The following is a 21,458-nucleotide window of genomic DNA, read 5'->3' as shown; positions in this document are numbered from 1 at the left end:
CGCGGTAATGTCGCTGACTGAGACCCGAATTAACAAGGGTTTAGGTTGTGCTTCATTCCGCAGTTTTTAACAAAAAAATCGAGGCTATCTCATGGGCGGTATCAGTATTTGGCAGTTATTAATTATTGCCGTGATTGTGGTGCTTTTGTTCGGTACCAATAAGTTACGTAATCTGGGGTCGGATTTGGGTTCGTCTATCCGTGGTTTCAAGAAAGCCATGAGTGATGAAGACGACAAAAAAGATCAGCCAAAAGAGCAGGACGCGGATTTCCATGCGAAAACGCTGGCGGACAAACAGCCAATGTCTGCTCAGAAAGACGACATTAAGAACGACAAGCAGGTGTAAACCGTGTTCGATATTGGTTTTGGTGAGTTGCTATTAGTCTTCGTGATCGGGCTGATTGTCCTGGGTCCGCAACGTTTGCCGCATGCGGTTAAAACGGTTGTCGGATGGATTCGGGCGGTCCGTTCACTGGCGGCCAATGTTCAGAGTGAGCTGGCGCAAGAGCTGAAACTGCAGGAACTGCAGGACAGCCTGAAAAAGGTGGAGGAAGCCAGCCACGGCACATTGTCGCCTGAGCTGAAAGAATCCATGGAAGCGTTGCGTAAAACCGCGGATTCAATGAAACGCTCGGTTCAACAGAGCATTGATATCGAAAGAGAAGAAGACGAAGCAAACACCATCCATTCCCCGTTACACCAGACGGGGAGTGACTCGCCGAAACCGGTGACGCCTGTGGCCAGTGAGCAGCAGGCACAGTCACCCGCACACGCACCTTTTGAACCCCATGTCGACGCTGCGGTTGCACCGGCACAGGACAGCAACACGGCGACCACGCCGGTCCCGCCGCGGCCTGCGTCCGGCTATGCCAGTGCTCCGCCGCAATCGCCGGGTCGGACAGACGCACCGCCTGCGGAAAAACCGGGCAACGCCGCGCCGTCGCTCAACCCAGCTTCTCCTCCTTCTGCAAGTGATGAACGATAATGGCCGTTGAAGATACCCAACCACTTATCAGCCATCTGATTGAGCTGCGTAAACGTCTGCTGAACTGCATAATTGCTGTGTTAGTTATTTTTCTGGCACTGATCTACTTTGCTAATGACATCTACCATGCCGTGGCGTCGCCACTGATCAATCAGATGCCAGCGGGTGCCAGCATGATCGCGACGGATGTCGCCTCACCTTTCTTCACGCCGATAAAGCTGACGATGATCGTGTCGGTGTTCCTTGCCGTGCCGGTTATTCTTTATCAGGTCTGGGCGTTTATTGCGCCAGCGCTTTATCGCCACGAACGTAAGCTGGTCATGCCGCTGCTGTTTTCCAGTACGCTACTGTTTTATGTTGGCGTGGCCTTTGCCTATTTCATTGTTTTTCCGCTAGCTTTCGGCTTTTTTGCGAAAACCGCGCCGCAGGGCGTCACTATCGCGACAGATATCACCAACTATCTCGATTTTGTCATGACCTTGTTTATGGCGTTTGGTGTGGCGTTTGAAGTGCCGGTAGCCATAGTGCTGCTGTGCTGGACCGGTATTACCAGCCCTGAGGATTTAAAAAAGAAGCGTCCTTACATCCTGGTCGGCGCGTTTGTTGTCGGGATGCTGCTCACACCACCGGACGTTTTTTCTCAAACTTTGCTCGCTATTCCGATGTACTGCCTGTTTGAAGTCGGCGTATTCTTTTCACGGTACTATGTGGGAAAAGGCCGTCAGACAGAGGATGAGGAACAGAACACCGAATCCTGATGTCGTATTCAGTACACCCGCAGAAGCGGGAAACACAAGCCAAAAACCGCCGTCAGGCGGTTTTTTGTTTAGGATGTTTTTGACAGAGAGTAAAAATATGTTTGATATCGGTGTAAACCTGACCAGCACGCAGTTCGCCTCCGATCGGAAAAAGGTGATTACGCGCGCCCGTGACGCGGGCGTCACCGGCATGTTGATTACCGGTACCAATGCGCTGGAAAGTCAGCAGGCGCAGCGGCTGGCCGAGGCTCATCCGGGTTACTGCTGGTCCACCGCGGGCGTGCATCCCCATCATGCCAGTGAGTGGTCACAAGAGGTCGCGAATACGCTGCGCCGGCTGGCGGAAAAAGCCCAGGTTGTGGCGATAGGTGAATGCGGGCTGGATTTCAATCGTAACCTGTCCGCACATCAGCAGCAGGAATATGCGTTTGACGCGCAACTGGCATTAGCTGCGGAACTGAATATGCCCGTGTTTCTTCACTGTCGGGAAGCGCATGAACGCTTTGCTGCGGTACTTGAGCCCTGGTTGCCCAAATTACCCGCCGCCGTGATTCACTGTTTTACCGGTACCCGGGAAGAGTTAGCGGCCTGCCTGGAAATGGGCTTATCGGTAGGCATTACCGGTTGGGTATGCGATGAACGCCGGGGAATTGCCCTGCGTGAGATGTTGCCGTTGATTCCCGCCGAACGGTTGCTACTGGAAACGGATGCGCCCTATCTGTTACCGCGGGATATGCGCCCACGGCCAACTTCCCGGCGCAATGAACCCTGTTTTTTACCGCATATCCTGCAGCAGGTCGCGAACTGGCGAGGCGAGGAACCAGAGGCGCTGGCAGCCCAGGTGGATCATAATGCGCGCACGCTGTTCGGGCTGCGTTAGGCTTTACGGAATTGTCGGTTATCCACGCTCCGGACAACCTGTTTGTTTAGCAGATTCAGCAACAGGATGGAGCGTGCTTCGCCATCGGGCTCTGAGAAGATAGCCCGCAGACCTTCAAACGTCCCTTCGGTGATGATGACTTCATCGCCGTTTTGCGGCGTTTCAGGATCGATCAGCGTTTGTGGCACATCAGTCTGCAGTGCATCAATAACGACAGCAGGTACGGTGGCCGGCGTCGCGCCAAAGCGCACGAAATGGCTGACGCCACGTGTACTGCTGATGGTTGTGGTGTGAATGGCTTCGGGGTCAAACTCAATGAACAGGTAGTTTGGGAACAGCGGTTCACTTACGGTAGTTCGCTTGCCACGCACAATTTTCTCAAGCGCGATCATGGGGCTCAGGCAATTTACGGCTTGCCGCTCAAGATGCTCTTTCGCACGCAATAGCTGCCCACGTTTGCAATAGAGTAAGTACCAGGATTCCATAACTGCTCCCAATGAATGGACGCTAAGAATAGCAAACCTCCACTCAGAGTTATAGCGCATTGGGGTCTGTTACGCGGCGTTGCCTGGAAAATAAACTAAGATTGTTCTGAATGACGAATGCCATCGCATAAAATGAAAAAATAGCCATTATGCGGTAAGGTTCAGCACGAAAACTAAGCGACATTATTCGTCTGATGGTTGCCCGTGACGGGCAAGATAAGCCATGCGGTGCATAAAGCTCCACACATTCATGTAATCAGCCCTATAATGGCAAATTCACTCTGGCCGGAAAGTTGAAGCCGCATGAAATATCAGGATTTAAGAGACTTTATTGCGCTGCTTGAACAGCGTGGTGAACTCAAGCGTATCTCGCACGTGATCGACCCCGAACTGGAAATGACCGAAATTGCCGATCGCACCCTGCGTGCAGGCGGTCCGGCATTGCTGTTTGAGAACCCAAAAGGTTACGACATGCCTGTACTGTGTAACCTGTTCGGTACGCCAAAACGCGTGGCCATGGGCATGGGCCAGGAAGAGGTCAGTGCACTGCGTGAAGTGGGTGAGTTGCTGGCCTTTTTAAAAGAACCTGAGCCACCGAGAGGTTTCCGCGATCTGTTCAGTAAAATGCCGCAGTTTAAGCAAGTACTGAATATGCCGACCAAAAGGTTGCGCAATGCGCCCTGTCAGGAGGTGGTTTTCAGTGGTGATGAGGTCGACCTGACCCGAATCCCGGTCATGAAATGCTGGCCCGGCGACGCTGCCCCGCTGATTACATGGGGATTAACCGTAACGCGCGGCCCGCATAAAGAGCGACAAAATTTAGGCATCTATCGTCAGCAGGTGATTGGCAAAAATCGCCTGATCATGCGCTGGCTTTCTCATCGTGGTGGTGCCCTGGATTATCTTGAATGGTGCAAGGCACATTCTGGCGAACGTTTCCCGGTGTCCGTTGCACTGGGCGCCGATCCGGCGACCATTCTGGGTGCGGTCACGCCCGTCCCTGACACGTTGTCAGAGTATGCGTTTGCCGGTCTGCTGCGCGGCAACAAGACCGAAGTCGTCAAGTGCCTCTCAAACGATCTGGAAGTGCCTGCGAGCGCCGAAATTGTGCTGGAAGGCTATATCGAACCCGGTGACATGGCACCTGAAGGTCCCTATGGCGATCACACCGGTTACTATAATGAAGTCGACAGTTTCCCGGTGTTTACCGTTACGCACATCACGCAGCGTCATCAGGCGATCTACCATTCTACCTATACCGGAAGGCCACCGGATGAACCCGCCGTCCTGGGCGTGGCGCTGAATGAAGTGCTTGTACCCATTCTGATTAAACAGTTCCCGGAAATCGTCGATTTCTATTTGCCACCAGAAGGATGCTCTTACCGACTGGCGGTCGTGACGATTAAAAAACAGTACGCGGGACATGCCAAGCGCGTGATGTTTGGCGTCTGGTCATTTTTACGGCAGTTCATGTACACCAAATTTGTTATTGTGTGTGATGATGATGTTAATGCCCGCGACTGGAACGACGTCATCTGGGCAATCACGACGCGTATGGACCCGGCACGCGATACGGTATTGGTAGAAAACACGCCAATCGATTATCTTGATTTTGCGTCTCCGGTTTCCGGACTAGGGTCAAAGATGGGCCTCGACGCCACGAATAAATGGCCAGGTGAGACGCAACGAGAGTGGGGCACGCCGATTGTTAAAGATCCGGCCGTTACCGCACGTATCGACGCTATCTGGGATGACCTCGGTATTTTTGATCAACCATCACAGCGTTGATGGTGAGCAATAACCATAAAGACGACCCGACAGAGGGACCGCATGACAACGTTAAGCTGTAAAGTAACTTCAGTTGAGGCGATTACCGACACGGTGTATCGCGTTCGCCTGATTCCGGAAGCAGATTTTAGTTTTCGCGCAGGGCAGTACCTGATGGTCGTAATGGATGAGCGTGACAAGCGCCCGTTTTCATTAGCCTCCACGCCAATGGAAACTGAAATCATTGAACTGCATATCGGTGCCTCAGAGCTGAATCTCTACGCCATGGCGGTGATGGATCGTATTCAGCAGGAAGGGCAAATTGTGGTGGACATCCCACATGGTGATGCCTGGTTGCGTGAAGAGAGTGACAAGCCGTTAATCCTGATCGCGGGTGGCACAGGCTTTTCCTATGTGCGTTCCATTTTACTCACCGCGCTTGCCGAACAACCCAACCGTGATATTGCGGTTTACTGGGGCGGGCGCGAACTGAAGCATTTGTATGATTTGGACGAGCTGGAAGCACTGGCGATTAAGCATCCGAATCTGAAAGTGATTCCGGTTGTCGAACAGCCTGAAGCAGGCTGGCCGGGCCGTTCTGGTACGGTGCTGACAGCCGTCATGCAGGACTTTGCGACCCTGAGTGAGCATGAGATTTATATTGCCGGCCGCTTCGAAATGGCGAAAATCGCCCGTGAACGCTTTTGTTCAGAACGAGGTGCCGTTGAAGCACAAATGTATGGCGATGCGTTTGCTTTTATCTGACGTGACAGCACAAGAAAAAACCCGCCCCTGACAGGCGGGTAAATCTCACACTATAACGTTCCAACGTATTAAACGCGTTCAATAACGGTAGCGATGCCCTGACCCAGGCCAATACACATGGAGGCCAGGCCGAACTGCGCATCGCGACGTTCCATAATGTTCAGCAACGTCGTGCTGATGCGTGCGCCTGAGCAGCCTAACGGATGACCCAACGCGATGGCGCCGCCATTGAGGTTGACCTTGTCATCGAGCCTGTCTGACAGGCCGAGATCGTTGATGCAGGGCAGAACCTGCGCGGCAAAAGCCTCGTTAAGTTCAAAAACATCAATGTCATTTACGCTCAGCCCGGCGCGCTTCAGTGCCAGCTTGCTGGCCGGGACCGGGCCGTATCCCATAATGGAAGGATCGCATCCCACTACTGCCATACTTTTAATGCGTGCACGGGGTTTCAGGCCCTGCTCTCGTGCGTGGCTTTCACTCATGATCAACATGCCCGCCGCCCCGTCTGATAACGCTGACGAACTGCCCGCAGTGACTGTTCCGTTCACCGGATCGAAGGCAGGCCGCAGTGCTGCCAGTCCTTCCAGGCTGGTATCTTCACGGATGACTTCGTCAACGTCATAGCGTTTCAGGACGCCATCGGCATCGTGACCATGCAGCGCAACAATTTCATTGACAAAATCGCCACGCTGCGTGGCCTGCCAGGCACGCTGATGAGAGCGCAAAGCAAAAGCGTCCTGCTGCTCGCGGCTGATATGGTGCATGCGCGCCAGCATCTCTGCCGTTAGCCCCATCATCCCTGCGGCTTTCGCAACGGTACGGCCTAAACCCGGATGAAAATCGACGCCATGGTTCATGGGGACATGCCCCATATGTTCGACACCGCCAATTAAACAGGTCTGAGCATCGCCGACCATGATTGCGCGTGCGGCGTCATGTAAGGCCTGCATTGAAGAACCGCAAAGACGGTTAACCGTTGTCGCCGGAACGCGGTGCGGGATTTCAGCCAGCAGCGCGGCGTTGCGGGCAATGTTGAAGCCTTGCTCCAGCGTTTGCTGCACGCAACCCCAGATAATGTCGTCCAGCGTGGCGGCATTCACCCCCGGATTGCGGTTCAACAGAGCACGCATGACATGCGCGGACAGGTCCTCGGCGCGTACATGGCGAAATGCCCCACCTTTTGAACGGCCCATCGGCGTACGCACCGCGTCAATAATTACCACATTTTCCATTTTGATTACCTCAGGCGCTTCTGAACGCGGCTTCATCGATCGGTTTGACGGCGGGATACCAGCTTTCGTGTTGGCGCGCTTTCTCAAGCAGCAGGGCAGGGAGCGCATACAGCCCACCCAATGACGAATAACGTTTCGCCTGATCCACCACGTTGCCGTTACCCAAAGTGTCGAGATAACGGAAAGCGCCGCCACGGAAAGGCGGGAATCCCAGACCATAGACCAGCGCCATGTCTGCTTCAGCAGGTGAGGCGATAATCTTCTCTTCCAGGCAGCGAACCACTTCATTCAACATCGGCAGCATCATGCGATTCAGAATCTCTTCATCGCTGAATATCCGTTTAGGCTGGCAGGCGGGTTCGAGTAAGGCATCGACCTCTGCATCGGGCACTTTTTTCGGTTTCCCTTTTTTGTCTTCTTCCCAGCGCCAGAAACCCAGACCATTTTTCTGACCAAAACGCTTCGCCTCAAACAGAATATCGATCGCATCGCGATAGTCTTTTTTCATCCGTTCAGGAAAACCGTCCGCCATGACGCTTTGCGCATGATGCGCGGTATCAATGCCCACAACATCCAGCAGCCATGAAGGCCCCATCGGCCAGCCAAACTGTTTTTCCATTACCTTGTCGATCTGGCGGAAGTCCGCACCATCACGCAGCAGCATGCCGAAGGCAGCGAAGTAGGGGAACAAAACGCGGTTAACAAAGAAACCCCGACAGTCATTCACCACCACCGGGGTTTTACCCATTTTACTGGCCCAGGCGACAACTTTACCCAGCGTGGCCTCACTGGTTTTCTCTCCACGGATCACCTCTACCAGCGGCATACGTGGAACCGGGTTAAAGAAGTGCATGCCACAAAAATTTTCAGGACGCTGCAATGCCTGCGCCAGATGGCTGATGGGGATGGTTGAGGTGTTTGACGCCAGAATGGCATCAGCGCGCATATGGGTTTCGGTTTCAGCCAGAACGCTGGCCTTGATTTTCGGATTTTCGACGACGGCTTCTACCACGATGTCGGCCTGGTCGAAACCGGCATAATCGAGAGTAGGCTGAATAGTGGCAATGACGCTGGCCAGCTTGTTTCCGTCTATTTTACCGCGTTCCAGTTGCTTATTCAGAAGCTTACTGGCTTCATTCATGCCCAGCGTCAGCGCCTGCGGATTGATATCCTTCATTTTAACCGGCACGCCTTTCCATGCCGATTGATAGCTGATTCCACCGCCCATAATACCGGCGCCCAGCACGGCGGCCTGTCTGGGCGTGCCGCTTTCACTGCTGCGTTTTTTGGCCAGACTTTTGATGTACTGATCGTTGAGAAAAATACCGACGAGCGCGCGGGCCACATCTGACTGTGCCAGCGGAACAAACGCTGCGGTTTCCAGCTTTAGCGCATCATCGCGGCCCAGCGCTGCTGCCGCTTCAATGGTTCTAACGGCAGTGACTGGCGCAGGGTAGTGTTTCCCCGCCGTTTGCATCACCATGCCTTTGGCTATCGTAAAGCTCATCGCGGCTTCAACGGGGCTGAGTTTCAACGGAGCCAGTTTAGGGGCGCGACGGGCACGCCAGCTGCCGTCGTGGGCGGCCGCTTTTAGCATGGTTAACGCAGCATCACGCAGCTTATCGTTGCTGACAACCGCATCCACCAGACCCAGTTTCAGCGCTTCAACACCGTCAACATCTTTGCCTGCGGCAATGATTTCCATTGCACTGTCGGCACCTAACAGACGAGGAAGACGCACGCTGCCACCAAAACCCGGCATGATGCCCAGCTTCGTTTCCGGTAACCCCAGGCGGGCCGTCGGTGTGGCAACGCGCAAATCCGTGGCCAGTACACATTCACAGCCACCGCCCAGCGCATAGCCCTCAATCGCCGAGATCGTGGGCACCGGCAAATCTTCCAGACGATTGAAGATACTGTTGGCGAAGGTCAGCCACTGGCTCAGTTTCTCTGTCGGCGCATCAAAGAGCGCCAGGAATTCAGTAATGTCCGCACCCACGATAAAGGCGGGTTTTGCTGATCGCAGAAGCACACCGCGCAGGCCGGCATGTTTTTCCAGCACCGTTACCGCATCGCCAAGACTGGCCACGGTTTGCGTATCCAGCTTGTTAACGGAGCCGGGGGCATCAAATACCAGCTCGACAATACCATCGTCCAGCTGGTGAAGAGTGAGGTTAGCGCCTTGGTAGAGCATGTACGTCTCCTGAAACCGCGAAAGGTGATCTGGTCATACCAGATGATCGTGAGTTTGGGAGGGATGTTAATTTTTTGCAAACAGCTCTTTGTTTATTTGCTAACAAGATCACAGCCACGGGGAACCCGGCATCCGGATTTTGCCTGTGATAAACTGCGGCTTTTCCGGACACTGGAGAGGCGGCAATGGATTCACTTAAGAGCTTGTATCACGCGCATATTACGACCTTGCAACAACGTGCTCAGCAGGTATTGGCACGTCATAAACTGGACGCCATGCTGATCCATTCCGGCGAGCTACTCACCGTATTTCTGGACGACCACACGTATCCGTTTAAGGTCAACCCGCAGTTCAAGTCCTGGGTGCCGGTAACACAGGTACCTAACTGTTGGCTGTGGATCGATGGCGTGAACAAGCCGAAATTGTGGTTCTATTCGCCGGTGGATTACTGGCACAACGTTGAACCGCTTCCGCACAGTTTCTGGACCGACGACATTGAGATTATCGGGCTGGCAAACGCGAATGCCATTGGCGATCTCCTGCCTGCTCAGCGCGAAAATGTTGCCTATATTGGCCCGGTCGTCGAACGCGCTGCGCAGTTAGGCATTACGGCAGGCAACATCAATCCTAAAGCGGTGATCGATTTCCTGCATTATCACCGCAGTATTAAAACTGACTACGAACTGACCTGTATGCGTCAGGCGCAGAAAATTGCCGTGGCAGGACATCGCGCTGCCAAAGAAGCGTTTGCGGCAGGTCTGAGTGAATTCGATATTAATCAGGCGTACCTGACCGCGACTGGTCATCGCGATACGGATGTCCCTTACGGCAACATTATTGCATTGAACGAACATGCTGCCGTGTTGCATTACACCAAACTGGATCATCAGCCACCGGCTAAGCGCTACAGTTTCCTGATTGATGCCGGGGCGGAATATCAGGGATATGCCGCTGACCTGACCCGCAGCTATGCCGCACAAAGCGGATCGCTGTATGCCAAAATGGTGGAGGCGATGAATGCGGAAGAGCTGGCCTTGATTGCGACGTTGAAAGCGGGCGTGCGCTACACCGATTACCATCTGCAAATGCATCAGCGCATTGCAAAATTGCTGGTGAAGTTTGATTTGGTCCACGGCATCAGTGAAGAGGCGTTGGTGGCCGAAGACCTGACCGGTCCGTTTATGCCACACGGTTTAGGTCATCCGCTGGGCCTGCAGGTTCATGATGTCGCCGGATTTATGCAGGATGAAAGCGGGACGCACCTGGCTGCGCCAGCGCAATATCCTTACCTGCGTTGCACCCGTGTCATCCAGCCGGGGATGGTGTTAACCATCGAGCCAGGCTTCTACATTATTGATTCACTGCTGGCACCGCTGCGCGCTGGCAAATTCAGTGCGCATTTTAACTGGCAGGCACTGGATGCGCTTAAGCCTTACGGCGGCATTCGCATTGAAGATAACGTGGTTATTCATGCTAATCGCGTTGAAAACATGACGCGCGACCTGCACCTCGCCTGATGGAGGCTTACGATATTCCTGCGCAAGCGCTAAGCGTGAGCGAGGAGACCATCAAAAAGAGCCGGTTTATTACGTTACTGGCGCACACGGACGGTGTCGAAGCCGCGCGGGCTTTTGTCCAGCAGGTAAAACAGGATCATCCGACGGCCCGGCATCATTGCTGGGCCTGGGTGGCGGGCGCGCCGGATGATTCGCAGCAGTTGGGGTTTTCCGATGACGGCGAACCTTCGGGAACGGCGGGGAAACCTATGCTGGCGCAGTTGATGGGGGCGGGCATAGGGGAAATCACCGCCGTCGTCGTGCGTTACTACGGCGGCATCATGCTGGGGACGGGCGGTCTGGTAAAGGCTTATGGCGGCGGTGTCCAGCAAGGGCTGAAACAGCTTGAGCGCCAGCGAAAAGTCCCGGTAAGGTTGTTCACGTTGCAGTGTGACTACGCCCAGTTGAGCGACATTGAGCGTCTGGTGCAGCGCTACGACGGCAGCATTACTGAAAGTCATTATTGCGACCGTATCGCGATGACGCTGGCTTTGCCTTATGGACAAATTGAGGGATTTAAGCAAAATCTGTCAGACTTCAGCCGGGGTGCGTTAACGCTTCTTCCGCTTATACCATGATGTTCTTCTCTTTAACTAAAGGAACGGCTTAATGCATTTTCGCGCCATTACCCGCATTGTCGGTCTGCTGGTGATCCTCTTCTCGGTGACGATGATTGTACCCGGCCTCGTTGCGCTGATTTATCGGGATGGTGCCGGCCGCGCCTTCAGCCAGACTTTTATGATGGCTCTGGTGATTGGTTCATTATTGTGGTGGCCAAACCGTAAGAAGAAAACGGAGCTTAAGCCGCGCGAAGGGTTTCTGATCGTGGTGCTGTTCTGGACCGTGCTGGGCAGCGTCGGGGCCATGCCGTTTATCTTTGCCGAACAGCCGCATCTGTCGGTTACCGATGCCTTTTTTGAATCCTTTTCCGGGTTAACCACCACCGGTGCGACGACGCTGGTGGGGCTGGACTCTTTGCCTAAAGCGATTCTGTTCTATCGCCAGATGCTGCAGTGGCTTGGCGGTATGGGAATCATTGTGCTCGCGGTGGCGATTCTGCCCATTCTGGGCGTCGGTGGGATGCAGCTTTACCGTGCCGAAATGCCCGGTCCGTTGAAAGACAATAAGATGCGTCCGCGTATTGCCGAAACGGCCAAGACGCTATGGCTTATCTATGTATTACTGACGGTGGCCTGCGCACTGGCATTATGGTTTGCCGGAATGCCCGCCTTCGATGCCATTGGGCACAGCTTTTCGACGATTGCTATTGGGGGATTTTCAACCCACGATGCCAGTATCGGCTATTTCCAGAGCGGCACCATTAATACGATTGTGGCCGTGTTCCTGCTCATCTCCGGCTGTAACTACGGCCTGCACTTCTCTTTACTGAGTAACCGCAATCTTCGGGTGTACTTACGCGATCCCGAATTTCGTATGTTTATCGGTGTGCAACTGACGCTGGTACTGATCTGTACGGTGGTACTGTGGTTCCATAATGTTTATGACAGTGGCTGGCAAACGTTGAATCAGGCGTTTTTCCAGGTTGTCTCGATGGCGACGACAGCGGGATTTACCACAGACAGTATTGCGCGCTGGCCGCTGTTCCTGCCGGTTTTGCTGCTGTGCTCTGCGTTCATTGGCGGCTGTGCCGGTTCGACGGGCGGTGGCCTGAAAGTGATCCGCATCCTGCTGCTGTGTAAACAGGGGAATCGCGAACTCAAACGCCTTGTCCATCCCAATGCGGTTTACACCATTAAGCTGGGTAATCGCGCGTTGCCAGAACGCATCCTGGAAGCGGTCTGGGGATTCTTCTCTGCGTATGCGCTGGTCTTCCTGATCAGTATGCTGGCCATTATTGCCACCGGCGTGGATGATTTTTCTGCGTTTGCCGCGGTCGCCGCAACGTTAAACAACCTGGGGCCCGGTCTGGGTGTTGTAGCGGATAACTTCACCTCAATGAATGATGTGGCAAAGTGGATTTTAATTTCGACTATGCTGTTTGGTCGCCTTGAGGTATTCACGTTGCTGGTGTTATTCACGCCAACCTTCTGGCGAGAATAACTAATAAGGATGCAGATGATGAAAGCATTAATTCTCTTTTCGACTCGTGACGGTCAGACGCAAAAAATCGCTTCCGCTATGGCGGAGGCGATTAAGGGCGAGCAAGCGTGCGATGTGATGAATATTCAGGATGCAAACGCGATTGACTGGCAGCAATATGATCGGGTGCTGATTGGGGCTTCAATCCGTTATGGTCACTTTCAGCCCGCTGTAAACGAATTTGTTAAGCAGAACCTGGCCGCATTGCAGCAGCGCGTCAGCGGCTTCTTCTCCGTGAATCTTACGGCGCGAAAGCCAGAGAAGCGGACGCCGGAAACCAATGCCTATACCGTTAAGTTTTTAGCGCAGTCTCCCTGGAAGCCCGATTGCTGTGCGGTTTTTGCTGGTGCACTGTATTATCCCCGCTATCGTTGGTTTGATCGGATCATGATTAAGTTGATTATGCGCATGACCGGCGGCGAAACAGATACGACGAAGGAAGTTGAGTATACGGACTGGGAGCAGGTGCGCGGTTTCGCCAGAGATTTTGCACAGTTACCAGGCAAATCGTACTGAAATAACGCGATCTGGCGAAATTTGAGACGAACAGTAATATTTTTGCAATTAACCCTTGTCAGGCCGCGCGAACTCCCTATAATGCGCCTCCATCGACACGGCACAACGGCTTACGGAATGCGGTGTTGAGAGGGTCAGGCAACTGAGCCGCCGGAGAAAAACTTCTGAAAAAGAGGTTGACTCTGAAGGAGGAAAGCGTAATATACGCCACCTCGCAACAGACGGTTAACCCGCTGGTTGCACTGCTCTTTAACAATTTATCAGACAATCTGTGTGGGCACTCGCAGGATTGATATCCGCGTCTCCGGACGCAAAAAATATCAAGTCTTAAGAGTGAACACGTAGTGAAATTCATTACGACGTTTTCCTTGAGCATCGCTGCACTGGTTGCAGCAAATCAAACTTTAAATTGAAGAGTTTGATCATGGCTCAGATTGAACGCTGGCGGCAGGCCTAACACATGCAAGTCGGACGGTAGCACAGAGGAGCTTGCTCCTCGGGTGACGAGTGGCGGACGGGTGAGTAATGTCTGGGAAACTGCCCGATGGAGGGGGATAACTACTGGAAACGGTAGCTAATACCGCATAACGTCGCAAGACCAAAGTGGGGGACCTCCGGGCCTCACACCATCGGATGTGCCCAGATGGGATTAGCTTGTAGGCGGGGTAACGGCCCACCTAGGCGACGATCCCTAGCTGGTCTGAGAGGATGACCAGCCACACTGGAACTGAGACACGGTCCAGACTCCTACGGGAGGCAGCAGTGGGGAATATTGCACAATGGGCGCAAGCCTGATGCAGCCATGCCGCGTGTATGAAGAAGGCCTTCGGGTTGTAAAGTACTTTCAGCGGGGAGGAAGGTGGTGAGGTTAATAAGCTCATCAATTGACGTTACCCGCAGAAGAAGCACCGGCTAACTCCGTGCCAGCAGCCGCGGTAATACGGAGGGTGCAAGCGTTAATCGGAATTACTGGGCGTAAAGCGCACGCAGGCGGTCTGTTAAGTCAGATGTGAAATCCCCGGGCTTAACCTGGGAACTGCATTTGAAACTGGCAGGCTTGAGTCTCGTAGAGGGGGGTAGAATTCCAGGTGTAGCGGTGAAATGCGTAGAGATCTGGAGGAATACCGGTGGCGAAGGCGGCCCCCTGGACGAAGACTGACGCTCAGGTGCGAAAGCGTGGGGAGCAAACAGGATTAGATACCCTGGTAGTCCACGCCGTAAACGATGTCGACTTGGAGGTTGTTCCCTTGAGGAGTGGCTTCCGGAGCTAACGCGTTAAGTCGACCGCCTGGGGAGTACGGCCGCAAGGTTAAAACTCAAATGAATTGACGGGGGCCCGCACAAGCGGTGGAGCATGTGGTTTAATTCGATGCAACGCGAAGAACCTTACCTACTCTTGACATCCAGCGAACTTTCCAGAGATGGATTGGTGCCTTCGGGAACGCTGAGACAGGTGCTGCATGGCTGTCGTCAGCTCGTGTTGTGAAATGTTGGGTTAAGTCCCGCAACGAGCGCAACCCTTATCCTTTGTTGCCAGCGATTCGGTCGGGAACTCAAAGGAGACTGCCGGTGATAAACCGGAGGAAGGTGGGGATGACGTCAAGTCATCATGGCCCTTACGAGTAGGGCTACACACGTGCTACAATGGCGCATACAAAGAGAAGCGACCTCGCGAGAGCAAGCGGACCTCATAAAGTGCGTCGTAGTCCGGATCGGAGTCTGCAACTCGACTCCGTGAAGTCGGAATCGCTAGTAATCGTGGATCAGAATGCCACGGTGAATACGTTCCCGGGCCTTGTACACACCGCCCGTCACACCATGGGAGTGGGTTGCAAAAGAAGTAGGTAGCTTAACCCTCGGGAGGGCGCTTACCACTTTGTGATTCATGACTGGGGTGAAGTCGTAACAAGGTAACCGTAGGGGAACCTGCGGTTGGATCACCTCCTTACCTGAAGATACCTTCGTGCGAAGTGCTCACACAGATTGTCTGATAGAAAGTCACGAGCAGAAAAAACCTCTACAGGCTTGTAGCTCAGGTGGTTAGAGCGCACCCCTGATAAGGGTGAGGTCGGTGGTTCAAGTCCACTCAGGCCTACCAACTTCGCACTCATGCTGCGTTATGTCTCCGGCTCGCATAGTTCACTATGCTTCGCGGACACACGCCTTGCCTGAGCACGAAGTGCATTTCTCATGAAGTGCACGCAGTTGAGTGGTGGTAGTGGTCTCTGCAGTAACTGTATGGGGCTATAGCTCAGCTGGGAGAGCGCCTGCCTTGCACGCAGGAGGTCAGCGGTTCGATCCCGCTTAGCTCCACCATACTTGCTGTTTTTTCTGACAATACTTCAGAGCGTACCGGCGACGGTGTGCTGCGAAGTATTATGCTCTTTAACAATCCGGAACAAGCTGAAAATTTGAAACGACGCACGTCGTGTTCCTCCGTAATAAGGAACACAGCACGATGCGTTCGGGTCTCTCAAAAGCTCACGACACGCAAGCGCAAAACGCCTGTGGGTTGTGAGGTTAAGCGACCAAGCGTACACGGTGGATGCCCTGGCAGTCAGAGGCGATGAAGGGCGTGCTAATCTGCGATAAGCGCCGGTAAGGTGATATGAACCGCTACAACCGGCGATACCCGAATGGGGAAACCCAGTGTGACTCGTCACACTATCATGCAGTGAATCCATAGCGGCATGAGGCGAACCGGGGGAACTGAAACATCTAAGTACCCCGAGGAAAAGAAATCAACCGAGATTCCCCCAGTAGCGGCGAGCGAACGGGGAGGAGCCCAGAACCTGCATCAGCTTGTGCATCAGTGGAAGCGTCTGGAAAGTCGCAGGGTACAGGGTGATACTCCCGTACACAAAGGTGCATGAGCTGTGAGTTCGATGAGTAAGGCGGGACACGTGGTATCCTGTCTGAATATGGGGGGACCATCCTCCAAGGCTAAATACTCCTGACTGACCGATAGTGAACCAGTACCGTGAGGGAAAGGCGAAAAGAACCCCGGCGAGGGGAGTGAAACAGAACCTGAAACCGTGTACGTACAAGCAGTGGGAGCACCTTCGTGGTGTGACTGCGTACCTTTTGTATAATGGGTCAGCGACTTATATTCTGTAGCAAGGTTAACCGTATAGGGGAGCCGCAGGGAAACCGAGTCTTAACTGGGCGTTAAGTTGCAGGGTATAGACCCGAAACCCGGTGATCTAGCCATGGGCAGGTTGAAGGTTGGGTAACACTAACTGGAGGACCGAACCGACTAATGTTGAAAAATTAGCGGATGACCTGTGGCTGGGGGTGAAAGGCCAATCAAACCGGGAGATAGCTGGTTCTCCCCGAAAGCTATTTAGGTAGCGCCTCGTGAACTCATCTCCGGGGGTAGAGCACTGTTTCGGCTAGGGGGCCATCCCGGCTTACCAACCCGATGCAAACTGCGAATACCGGAGAATGTTATCACGGGAGACACACGGCGGGTGCTAACGTCCGTCGTGAAGAGGGAAACAACCCAGACCGCCAGCTAAGGTCCCAAAGTCATGGTTAAGTGGGAAACGATGTGGGAAGGCACAGACAGCCAGGATGTTGGCTTAGAAGCAGCCATCATTTAAAGAAAGCGTAATAGCTCACTGGTCGAGTCGGCCTGCGCGGAAGATGTAACGGGGCTAAACCATGCACCGAAGCTGCGGCAGCGACGCGTAAGCGTTGCTGGGTAGGGGAGCGTTCTGTAAGCCGTTGAAGGTGTGCTGTGAGGCATGCTGGAGGTATCAGAAGTGCGAATGCTGACATAAGTAACGATAAACAAGGTGAAAAACCTTGTCGCCGGAAGACCAAGGGTTCCTGTTCAACGTTAATCGGAGCAGGGTGAGTCGACCCCTAAGGCGAGGCCGAAAGGCGTAGTCGATGGGAAACAGGTTAATATTCCTGTACTTGGTGTTACTGCGAAGGGGGGACGGAGAAGGCTATATCGGCCGGGCGACGGTTGTCCCGGTTTAAGCGTGTAGGTGTGTGCGCCAGGCAAATCCGGTGCACTTTACACTGAGGCGTGACGACGAGGCACTACGGTGCTGAAGTGATAAATGCCCTGCTTCCAGGAAAAGCCTCTAAGCATCAGGTAACACGAAATCGTACCCCAAACCGACACAGGTGGTCAGGTAGAGAATACCCAGGCGCTTGAGAGAACTCGGGTGAAGGAACTAGGCAAAATGGTGCCGTAACTTCGGGAGAAGGCACGCTGGCGCGTAGGTGAAGGGACTTGCTCCCGGAGCCGAGGCCAGTCGAAGATACCAGCTGGCTGCAACTGTTTATTAAAAACACAGCACTGTGCAAACACGAAAGTGGACGTATACGGTGTGACGCCTGCCCGGTGCCGGAAGGTTAATTGATGGGGTTATCCGTAAGGAGAAGCTCTTGATCGAAGCCCCGGTAAACGGCGGCCGTAACTATAACGGTCCTAAGGTAGCGAAATTCCTTGTCGGGTAAGTTCCGACCTGCACGAATGGCGTAATGATGGCCAGGCTGTCTCCACCCGAGACTCAGTGAAATTGAAATCGCTGTGAAGATGCAGTGTACCCGCGGCAAGACGGAAAGACCCCGTGAACCTTTACTACAGCTTGACACTGAACACTGAGCCTTGATGTGTAGGATAGGTGGGAGGCTTTGAAGCGTGGACGCCAGTCTGCGTGGAGCCGTCCTTGAAATACCACCCTTTAATGTTTGGTGTTCTAACGTGGGCCCGTGATCCGGGCTGCGGACAGTGTCTGGTGGGTAGTTTGACTGGGGCGGTCTCCTCCCAAAGCGTAACGGAGGAGCACGAAGGTTGGCTAATCCTGGTCGGACATCAGGAGGTTAGTGCAATGGCATAAGCCAGCTTGACTGCGAGAGTGACGGCTCGAGCAGGTGCGAAAGCAGGTCATAGTGATCCGGTGGTTCTGAATGGAAGGGCCATCGCTCAACGGATAAAAGGTACTCCGGGGATAACAGGCTGATACCGCCCAAGAGTTCATATCGACGGCGGTGTTTGGCACCTCGATGTCGGCTCATCACATCCTGGGGCTGAAGTAGGTCCCAAGGGTACGGCTGTTCGCCGTTTAAAGTGGTACGCGAGCTGGGTTTAGAACGTCGTGAGACAGTTCGGTCCCTATCTGCCGTGGGCGCTGGAGAATTGAGGGGGGTTGCTCCTAGTACGAGAGGACCGGAGTGAACGCACCGCTGGTGTCCGGGTTGTCACGCCAGTGGCACTGCCCGGTAGCTAAGTGCGGAAAAGATAAGTGCTGAAAGCATCTAAGCACGAAACTTGCCCCGAGATGAGTTCTCCCTGAGGCTCCGAGCCTCCTGAAGGGACGTTGAAGACGACGACGTTGATAGGCCGGGTGTGTAAGCGCAGCGATGCGTTGAGCTTACCGGTACTAATGACCCGTGAGGCTTAACCTTACAACGCCAGAGGCGTTTTGGTTTGAGAGACAGAAGAATTTTCAGCCTTGTTTACCGGATAACGCCGTGCGGCCCGAGGGGGCGGTGCGGCAGACAGAATCTGCCTGGCGGCTGTAGCGCGGTGGTCCCACCTGACCCCATGCCGAACTCAGAAGTGAAACGCCGTAGCGCCGATGGTAGTGTGGGGTCTCCCCATGCGAGAGTAGGGAACTGCCAGGCATCAATCAGGTGAAGAAGCCCCGTACGGAAGTACGGGGCTTTTTTACGTCCGTCGTCCGGGGAGGGCGGGGGCTGCCGGGCCTCTGCGGGCTTCATGGCAGATCTCTGCCGTCGCCTGCCGGTCATCCTCCCTGGTCCGTTTACCTTGCCTCTGCATGTAAAAGGAAAGAATATGTCGTCAGCGGCCCTTTCCTGTCTATGCCTTTTAGCCCATGCTTTGCATCAATCTCTCCAGTGAATAGCTAAACAGACTGCGATCAAACCGCGCTGTTTAAACGTGCGGTTGGCAAAACGGCCTGGATGAAACGGATGCCCACCTCTACAAAGTTCTGCTGATACTTCACAATTGTTCCGCCTGTGTTTTTAGCTGCTTTAAACAACTCACATTCCATCAGCTTCCCCTGTCGTCATGCCCGCGACGGTTTCTGTACACGATTTCTTTCTACCCGTTCAGCGTTCTGAGTGGCTGATATGCAGCGAAAAACGTCTTCGCACGCAAATTCCCTCTCAATCCGTTCATGATGCGGTAAACTACGGCCTGATTAACCCCGTGAAGGCCTTATCATGTCCAGCTCGTATACCTCCTTAAAAGCCGACAATACGCTCGGTCTTGATGTCAGCACACAAATTCGTATTGTCGCCGAAACGCCTGAAGCCATACTTGCGGCATGGCAGATGAGCCAGCGTAACCAGCAACCCTTTTTGATCCTGGGTGAAGGCAGCAATGTACTGTTTCTTGAGGACTTCGCGGGCATTGTGGTGCTCAACCGCATCGCTGGAGTTGAAATACGCGACGAGAATGAGCGCTGGAAGCTGCATGTTGGCGCGGGTGAAAACTGGCATCAACTGGTAAAAATGACGCTGGAAAAAGGGATTTCCGGACTAGAGAACCTGGCACTTATTCCCGGTATGGTCGGCTCTGCACCCATCCAGAATATCGGCGCCTATGGCGTTGAACTGAAAGATGTCTGTGAATATGTAGACGTGCTGAATTTGCAAACCGGCGTCACTGAGCGTTTAAGCCGTGACGATTGCCAGTTTGGCTATCGCGACAGCATTTTTAAACATCAGTACCAGTCGGGCTATACGATTGTTGCCGTCGGGTTTTCATTAACCAAACAGTGGCAACCGGTGCTGACGTATGGCGATTTAAAGACGCTTAATCCGGCGACTGCGAATGCCTGGGATGTGTTTCATGCCGTTTGCCATATGCGACAGAGCAAATTACCTGACCCCAAAATAACAGGCAATGTTGGCAGTTTTTTCAAAAATCCAGTGATTAGTCGGCAGCAGGCCGAAGTATTGCTTAATCACTATCCTGCGATGCCAAATTATCCCCAACCAGAGGGTACGGTAAAACTTGCCGCAGGCTGGTTAATCGATCAGTGTCAGCTTAAAGGCTGTCGGGTTGGCGGCGCGGAAGTTCATCAGCAGCAGGCATTAGTGCTGATTAATGCCGCCAATGCCACGCCAGGCGATATCGTTGCGCTGGCAAAAAAGGTGCGCGCACGCGTAGGTGAGAAATTTGATGTCTGGCTTGAGCCTGAGGTCCGTTTTATCCGGGCACAAGGTGAATGCAATGCGGTTGAGGTGATTGCATGAAAGACCACAGCGTACCGCTAAAGCTTATTGATATCCTGTCAGATGGCGAATTTCATTCTGGTGAGCAATTAGGTGAAACGCTCGGCATGAGCCGCGCAGCAATTAATAAACATATTCAGACGTTAAAAAGCTGGGGCCTTGAAGTGTATACGGTTACCGGGAAAGGCTACAGCTTCCCTGCACCGCTTCAGTTGCTCAATGAAGAGGCGATTCTTGGTCAGCTTTCTCAGCCTGATGTCGCCGTGATACCGGTTATCGATTCGACGAACCAGTATTTACTTGAGCGTATGGATTCACTGCCTTCAGGTGCCGTTTGTGTGGCGGAATATCAGCAAGCGGGACGCGGACGACGCGGGCGGCATTGGTTTTCTCCCTTCGGTGCTAATCTTTATATGTCTATGTACTGGCGTCTGGAGCAAGGGCCTGCTGCAGCGATGGGGCTCAGCCTGGTGATTGGTATAGTGATGGCAGAGACGCTTCAGTCATTAGGTGCGGAGGATGTTCGCGTAAAATGGCCGAATGATATTTACCTCCATGACAGAAAATTAGCAGGCATCTTAGTGGAGTTAACCGGTAAAACCGGCGATGCTGCGCAGATCGTAATGGGAGCGGGCATCAATTTAGCGATGCGAAATGCCGACGCGGCGCAAATCAATCAGGGCTGGATTAATCTGCAGGAAGCGGGCGTAACGCTTGATCGTAATGACCTGGCTGCAACGTTAATCAATCGCCTGCGTGAGGCACTACCTGTTTTTGAACAGGAAGGTCTGGCACCTTTTGTCGCACGCTGGGCAGGCTTAGACAACTTTATCAACCGTCCGGTCAGGTTACTGATGGGCGAGCGGGAAGTTCACGGCATTGCACGCGGCATTGATAATCAGGGTGGTTTGCTGCTGGAACAAGAGGGCGAAATTAAATCCTGGATGGGTGGGGAAATATCGCTGCGTCCCCTTTAAAAGTCTGTAAAGCCTGCTT

16 protein-coding genes, 2 tRNA genes and 3 rRNA genes are annotated in these 21,458 nt (G+C 53.6%); 17 read left to right on the top strand and 4 right to left on the bottom strand.

What is annotated here, in order from left to right; all coding sequences use genetic code 11:
- Positions 1 to 91 precede the first annotated feature (91 nt).
- From tatA to tatD, 4 genes are all read left to right on the top strand, one after another.
- The gene (tatA, locus tag GC090_RS19385) at positions 92 to 346 is read left to right on the top strand and encodes a twin-arginine translocase TatA/TatE family subunit (protein WP_006121475.1); all 255 of its coding nucleotides are present in this window, start codon (positions 92 to 94) and stop codon (positions 344 to 346) included.
- 3 nt (positions 347 to 349) lie between these two features.
- On the top strand, positions 350 to 985 hold the full coding sequence (tatB, locus tag GC090_RS19380; RefSeq protein WP_324020648.1) for a Sec-independent protein translocase protein TatB: 636 nt from the start codon (positions 350 to 352) through the stop codon (positions 983 to 985).
- Complete coding sequence (gene tatC / locus GC090_RS19375) at positions 985 to 1,743, top strand: Sec-independent protein translocase subunit TatC (RefSeq protein ID WP_006121477.1); 759 nt, start codon at positions 985 to 987, stop codon at positions 1,741 to 1,743. The genes tatB and tatC overlap by 1 nt, the downstream gene beginning before the upstream one ends.
- Positions 1,744 to 1,840: 97 nt before the next feature.
- Positions 1,841 to 2,623, top strand: a complete 783-nt coding sequence (gene tatD / locus GC090_RS19370) for a 3'-5' ssDNA/RNA exonuclease TatD (protein WP_006121478.1) — start codon at positions 1,841 to 1,843, stop codon at positions 2,621 to 2,623.
- On the opposite strand, the gene rfaH is transcribed toward tatD, so the two are convergent.
- A complete protein-coding gene (gene rfaH / locus GC090_RS19365; RefSeq protein WP_006121479.1) occupies positions 2,620 to 3,108 on the bottom strand; it encodes a transcription/translation regulatory transformer protein RfaH in 489 nt (162 codons plus the stop codon). The genes tatD and rfaH overlap by 4 nt on opposite strands.
- A gap of 303 nt (positions 3,109 to 3,411) precedes the next feature.
- On the opposite strand from rfaH, the gene ubiD reads away from it, so the two are divergent.
- Entirely contained in the window at positions 3,412 to 4,896 is a 1,485-nt protein-coding gene (ubiD, locus tag GC090_RS19360) for a 4-hydroxy-3-polyprenylbenzoate decarboxylase (protein ID WP_324020647.1), read from the top strand.
- 42 nt (positions 4,897 to 4,938) lie between these two features.
- Positions 4,939 to 5,640, top strand: coding sequence for an NAD(P)H-flavin reductase (gene fre, locus GC090_RS19355; RefSeq protein WP_033737387.1), 702 nt, complete (start codon positions 4,939 to 4,941; stop codon positions 5,638 to 5,640).
- Positions 5,641 to 5,708: 68 nt separating this feature from the next.
- Here fre and fadA read toward each other — a convergent pair whose 3' ends face one another.
- Both fadA and fadB read right to left on the bottom strand, forming a co-directional pair.
- On the bottom strand, positions 5,709 to 6,872 hold the full coding sequence (gene fadA / locus GC090_RS19350) for an acetyl-CoA C-acyltransferase FadA (RefSeq protein WP_324020646.1): 1,164 nt from the start codon (positions 6,870 to 6,872) through the stop codon (positions 5,709 to 5,711).
- Between the two features lie 10 nt (positions 6,873 to 6,882).
- Positions 6,883 to 9,066 (bottom strand): fatty acid oxidation complex subunit alpha FadB, encoded by a 2,184-nt coding sequence (gene fadB / locus GC090_RS19345; RefSeq protein ID WP_324020645.1) that lies wholly within the window; start codon positions 9,064 to 9,066, stop codon positions 6,883 to 6,885.
- A 185-nt stretch (positions 9,067 to 9,251) separates the two neighbouring features.
- On the opposite strand from fadB, the gene pepQ reads away from it, so the two are divergent.
- The 9 genes from pepQ (at position 9,252) to rrf (ending at position 18,881) form a co-directional block, all read left to right on the top strand.
- Positions 9,252 to 10,583: a Xaa-Pro dipeptidase gene (gene pepQ, locus GC090_RS19340; RefSeq protein WP_324020644.1), complete on the top strand. Its 1,332-nt coding sequence runs from the start codon at positions 9,252 to 9,254 to the stop codon at positions 10,581 to 10,583.
- The gene (locus tag GC090_RS19335; protein ID WP_054634709.1) at positions 10,583 to 11,200 is read left to right on the top strand and encodes an IMPACT family protein; all 618 of its coding nucleotides are present in this window, start codon (positions 10,583 to 10,585) and stop codon (positions 11,198 to 11,200) included. The genes pepQ and GC090_RS19335 overlap by 1 nt, the downstream gene beginning before the upstream one ends.
- A 31-nt stretch (positions 11,201 to 11,231) precedes the next feature.
- Entirely contained in the window at positions 11,232 to 12,683 is a 1,452-nt protein-coding gene (gene trkH / locus GC090_RS19330) for a Trk system potassium transporter TrkH (protein WP_033737393.1), read from the top strand.
- Between the two features lie 18 nt (positions 12,684 to 12,701).
- On the top strand, positions 12,702 to 13,238 hold the full coding sequence (gene hemG, locus GC090_RS19325) for a menaquinone-dependent protoporphyrinogen IX dehydrogenase (RefSeq protein ID WP_054688524.1): 537 nt from the start codon (positions 12,702 to 12,704) through the stop codon (positions 13,236 to 13,238).
- 406 nt (positions 13,239 to 13,644) lie between these two features.
- A 16S ribosomal RNA gene (locus GC090_RS19320) occupies positions 13,645 to 15,186 on the top strand.
- Between the two features lie 73 nt (positions 15,187 to 15,259).
- Positions 15,260 to 15,336: transfer RNA gene (locus GC090_RS19315), tRNA-Ile, on the top strand.
- Positions 15,337 to 15,478: 142 nt separating this feature from the next.
- Positions 15,479 to 15,554, top strand: a tRNA-Ala gene (locus GC090_RS19310).
- A gap of 202 nt (positions 15,555 to 15,756) precedes the next feature.
- A 23S ribosomal RNA gene (locus GC090_RS19305) occupies positions 15,757 to 18,662 on the top strand.
- Positions 18,663 to 18,765: 103 nt separating this feature from the next.
- Positions 18,766 to 18,881 (top strand): 5S ribosomal RNA (rrf, locus tag GC090_RS19300).
- Together the 16S, 23S and 5S rRNA genes with 2 tRNA genes alongside form the textbook arrangement of a ribosomal RNA operon.
- Positions 18,882 to 19,138: 257 nt before the next feature.
- Here the strand turns inward: rrf and GC090_RS19295 are convergent.
- A complete protein-coding gene (locus GC090_RS19295) occupies positions 19,139 to 19,273 on the bottom strand; it encodes a hypothetical protein (RefSeq protein WP_263757183.1) in 135 nt (44 codons plus the stop codon).
- 172 nt (positions 19,274 to 19,445) lie between these two features.
- Between GC090_RS19295 and murB the strand changes: the two genes are divergently transcribed.
- Complete coding sequence (gene murB, locus GC090_RS19290; protein WP_324020643.1) at positions 19,446 to 20,483, top strand: UDP-N-acetylmuramate dehydrogenase; 1,038 nt, start codon at positions 19,446 to 19,448, stop codon at positions 20,481 to 20,483.
- Complete coding sequence (gene birA, locus GC090_RS19285) at positions 20,480 to 21,439, top strand: bifunctional biotin--[acetyl-CoA-carboxylase] ligase/biotin operon repressor BirA (protein WP_006121490.1); 960 nt, start codon at positions 20,480 to 20,482, stop codon at positions 21,437 to 21,439. Before murB ends, birA begins: the two co-directional genes overlap by 4 nt.
- Positions 21,440 to 21,458: the final 19 nt, after the last annotated feature.

This window comes from Pantoea sp. JZ29, assembly GCF_035190385.1.
GTDB classification, from domain to species: domain Bacteria; phylum Pseudomonadota; class Gammaproteobacteria; order Enterobacterales; family Enterobacteriaceae; genus Pantoea; species Pantoea stewartii.
Note: the sequence above shows the minus strand (reverse complement) of the source record. Positions and strands in the feature narration are given on the sequence as shown.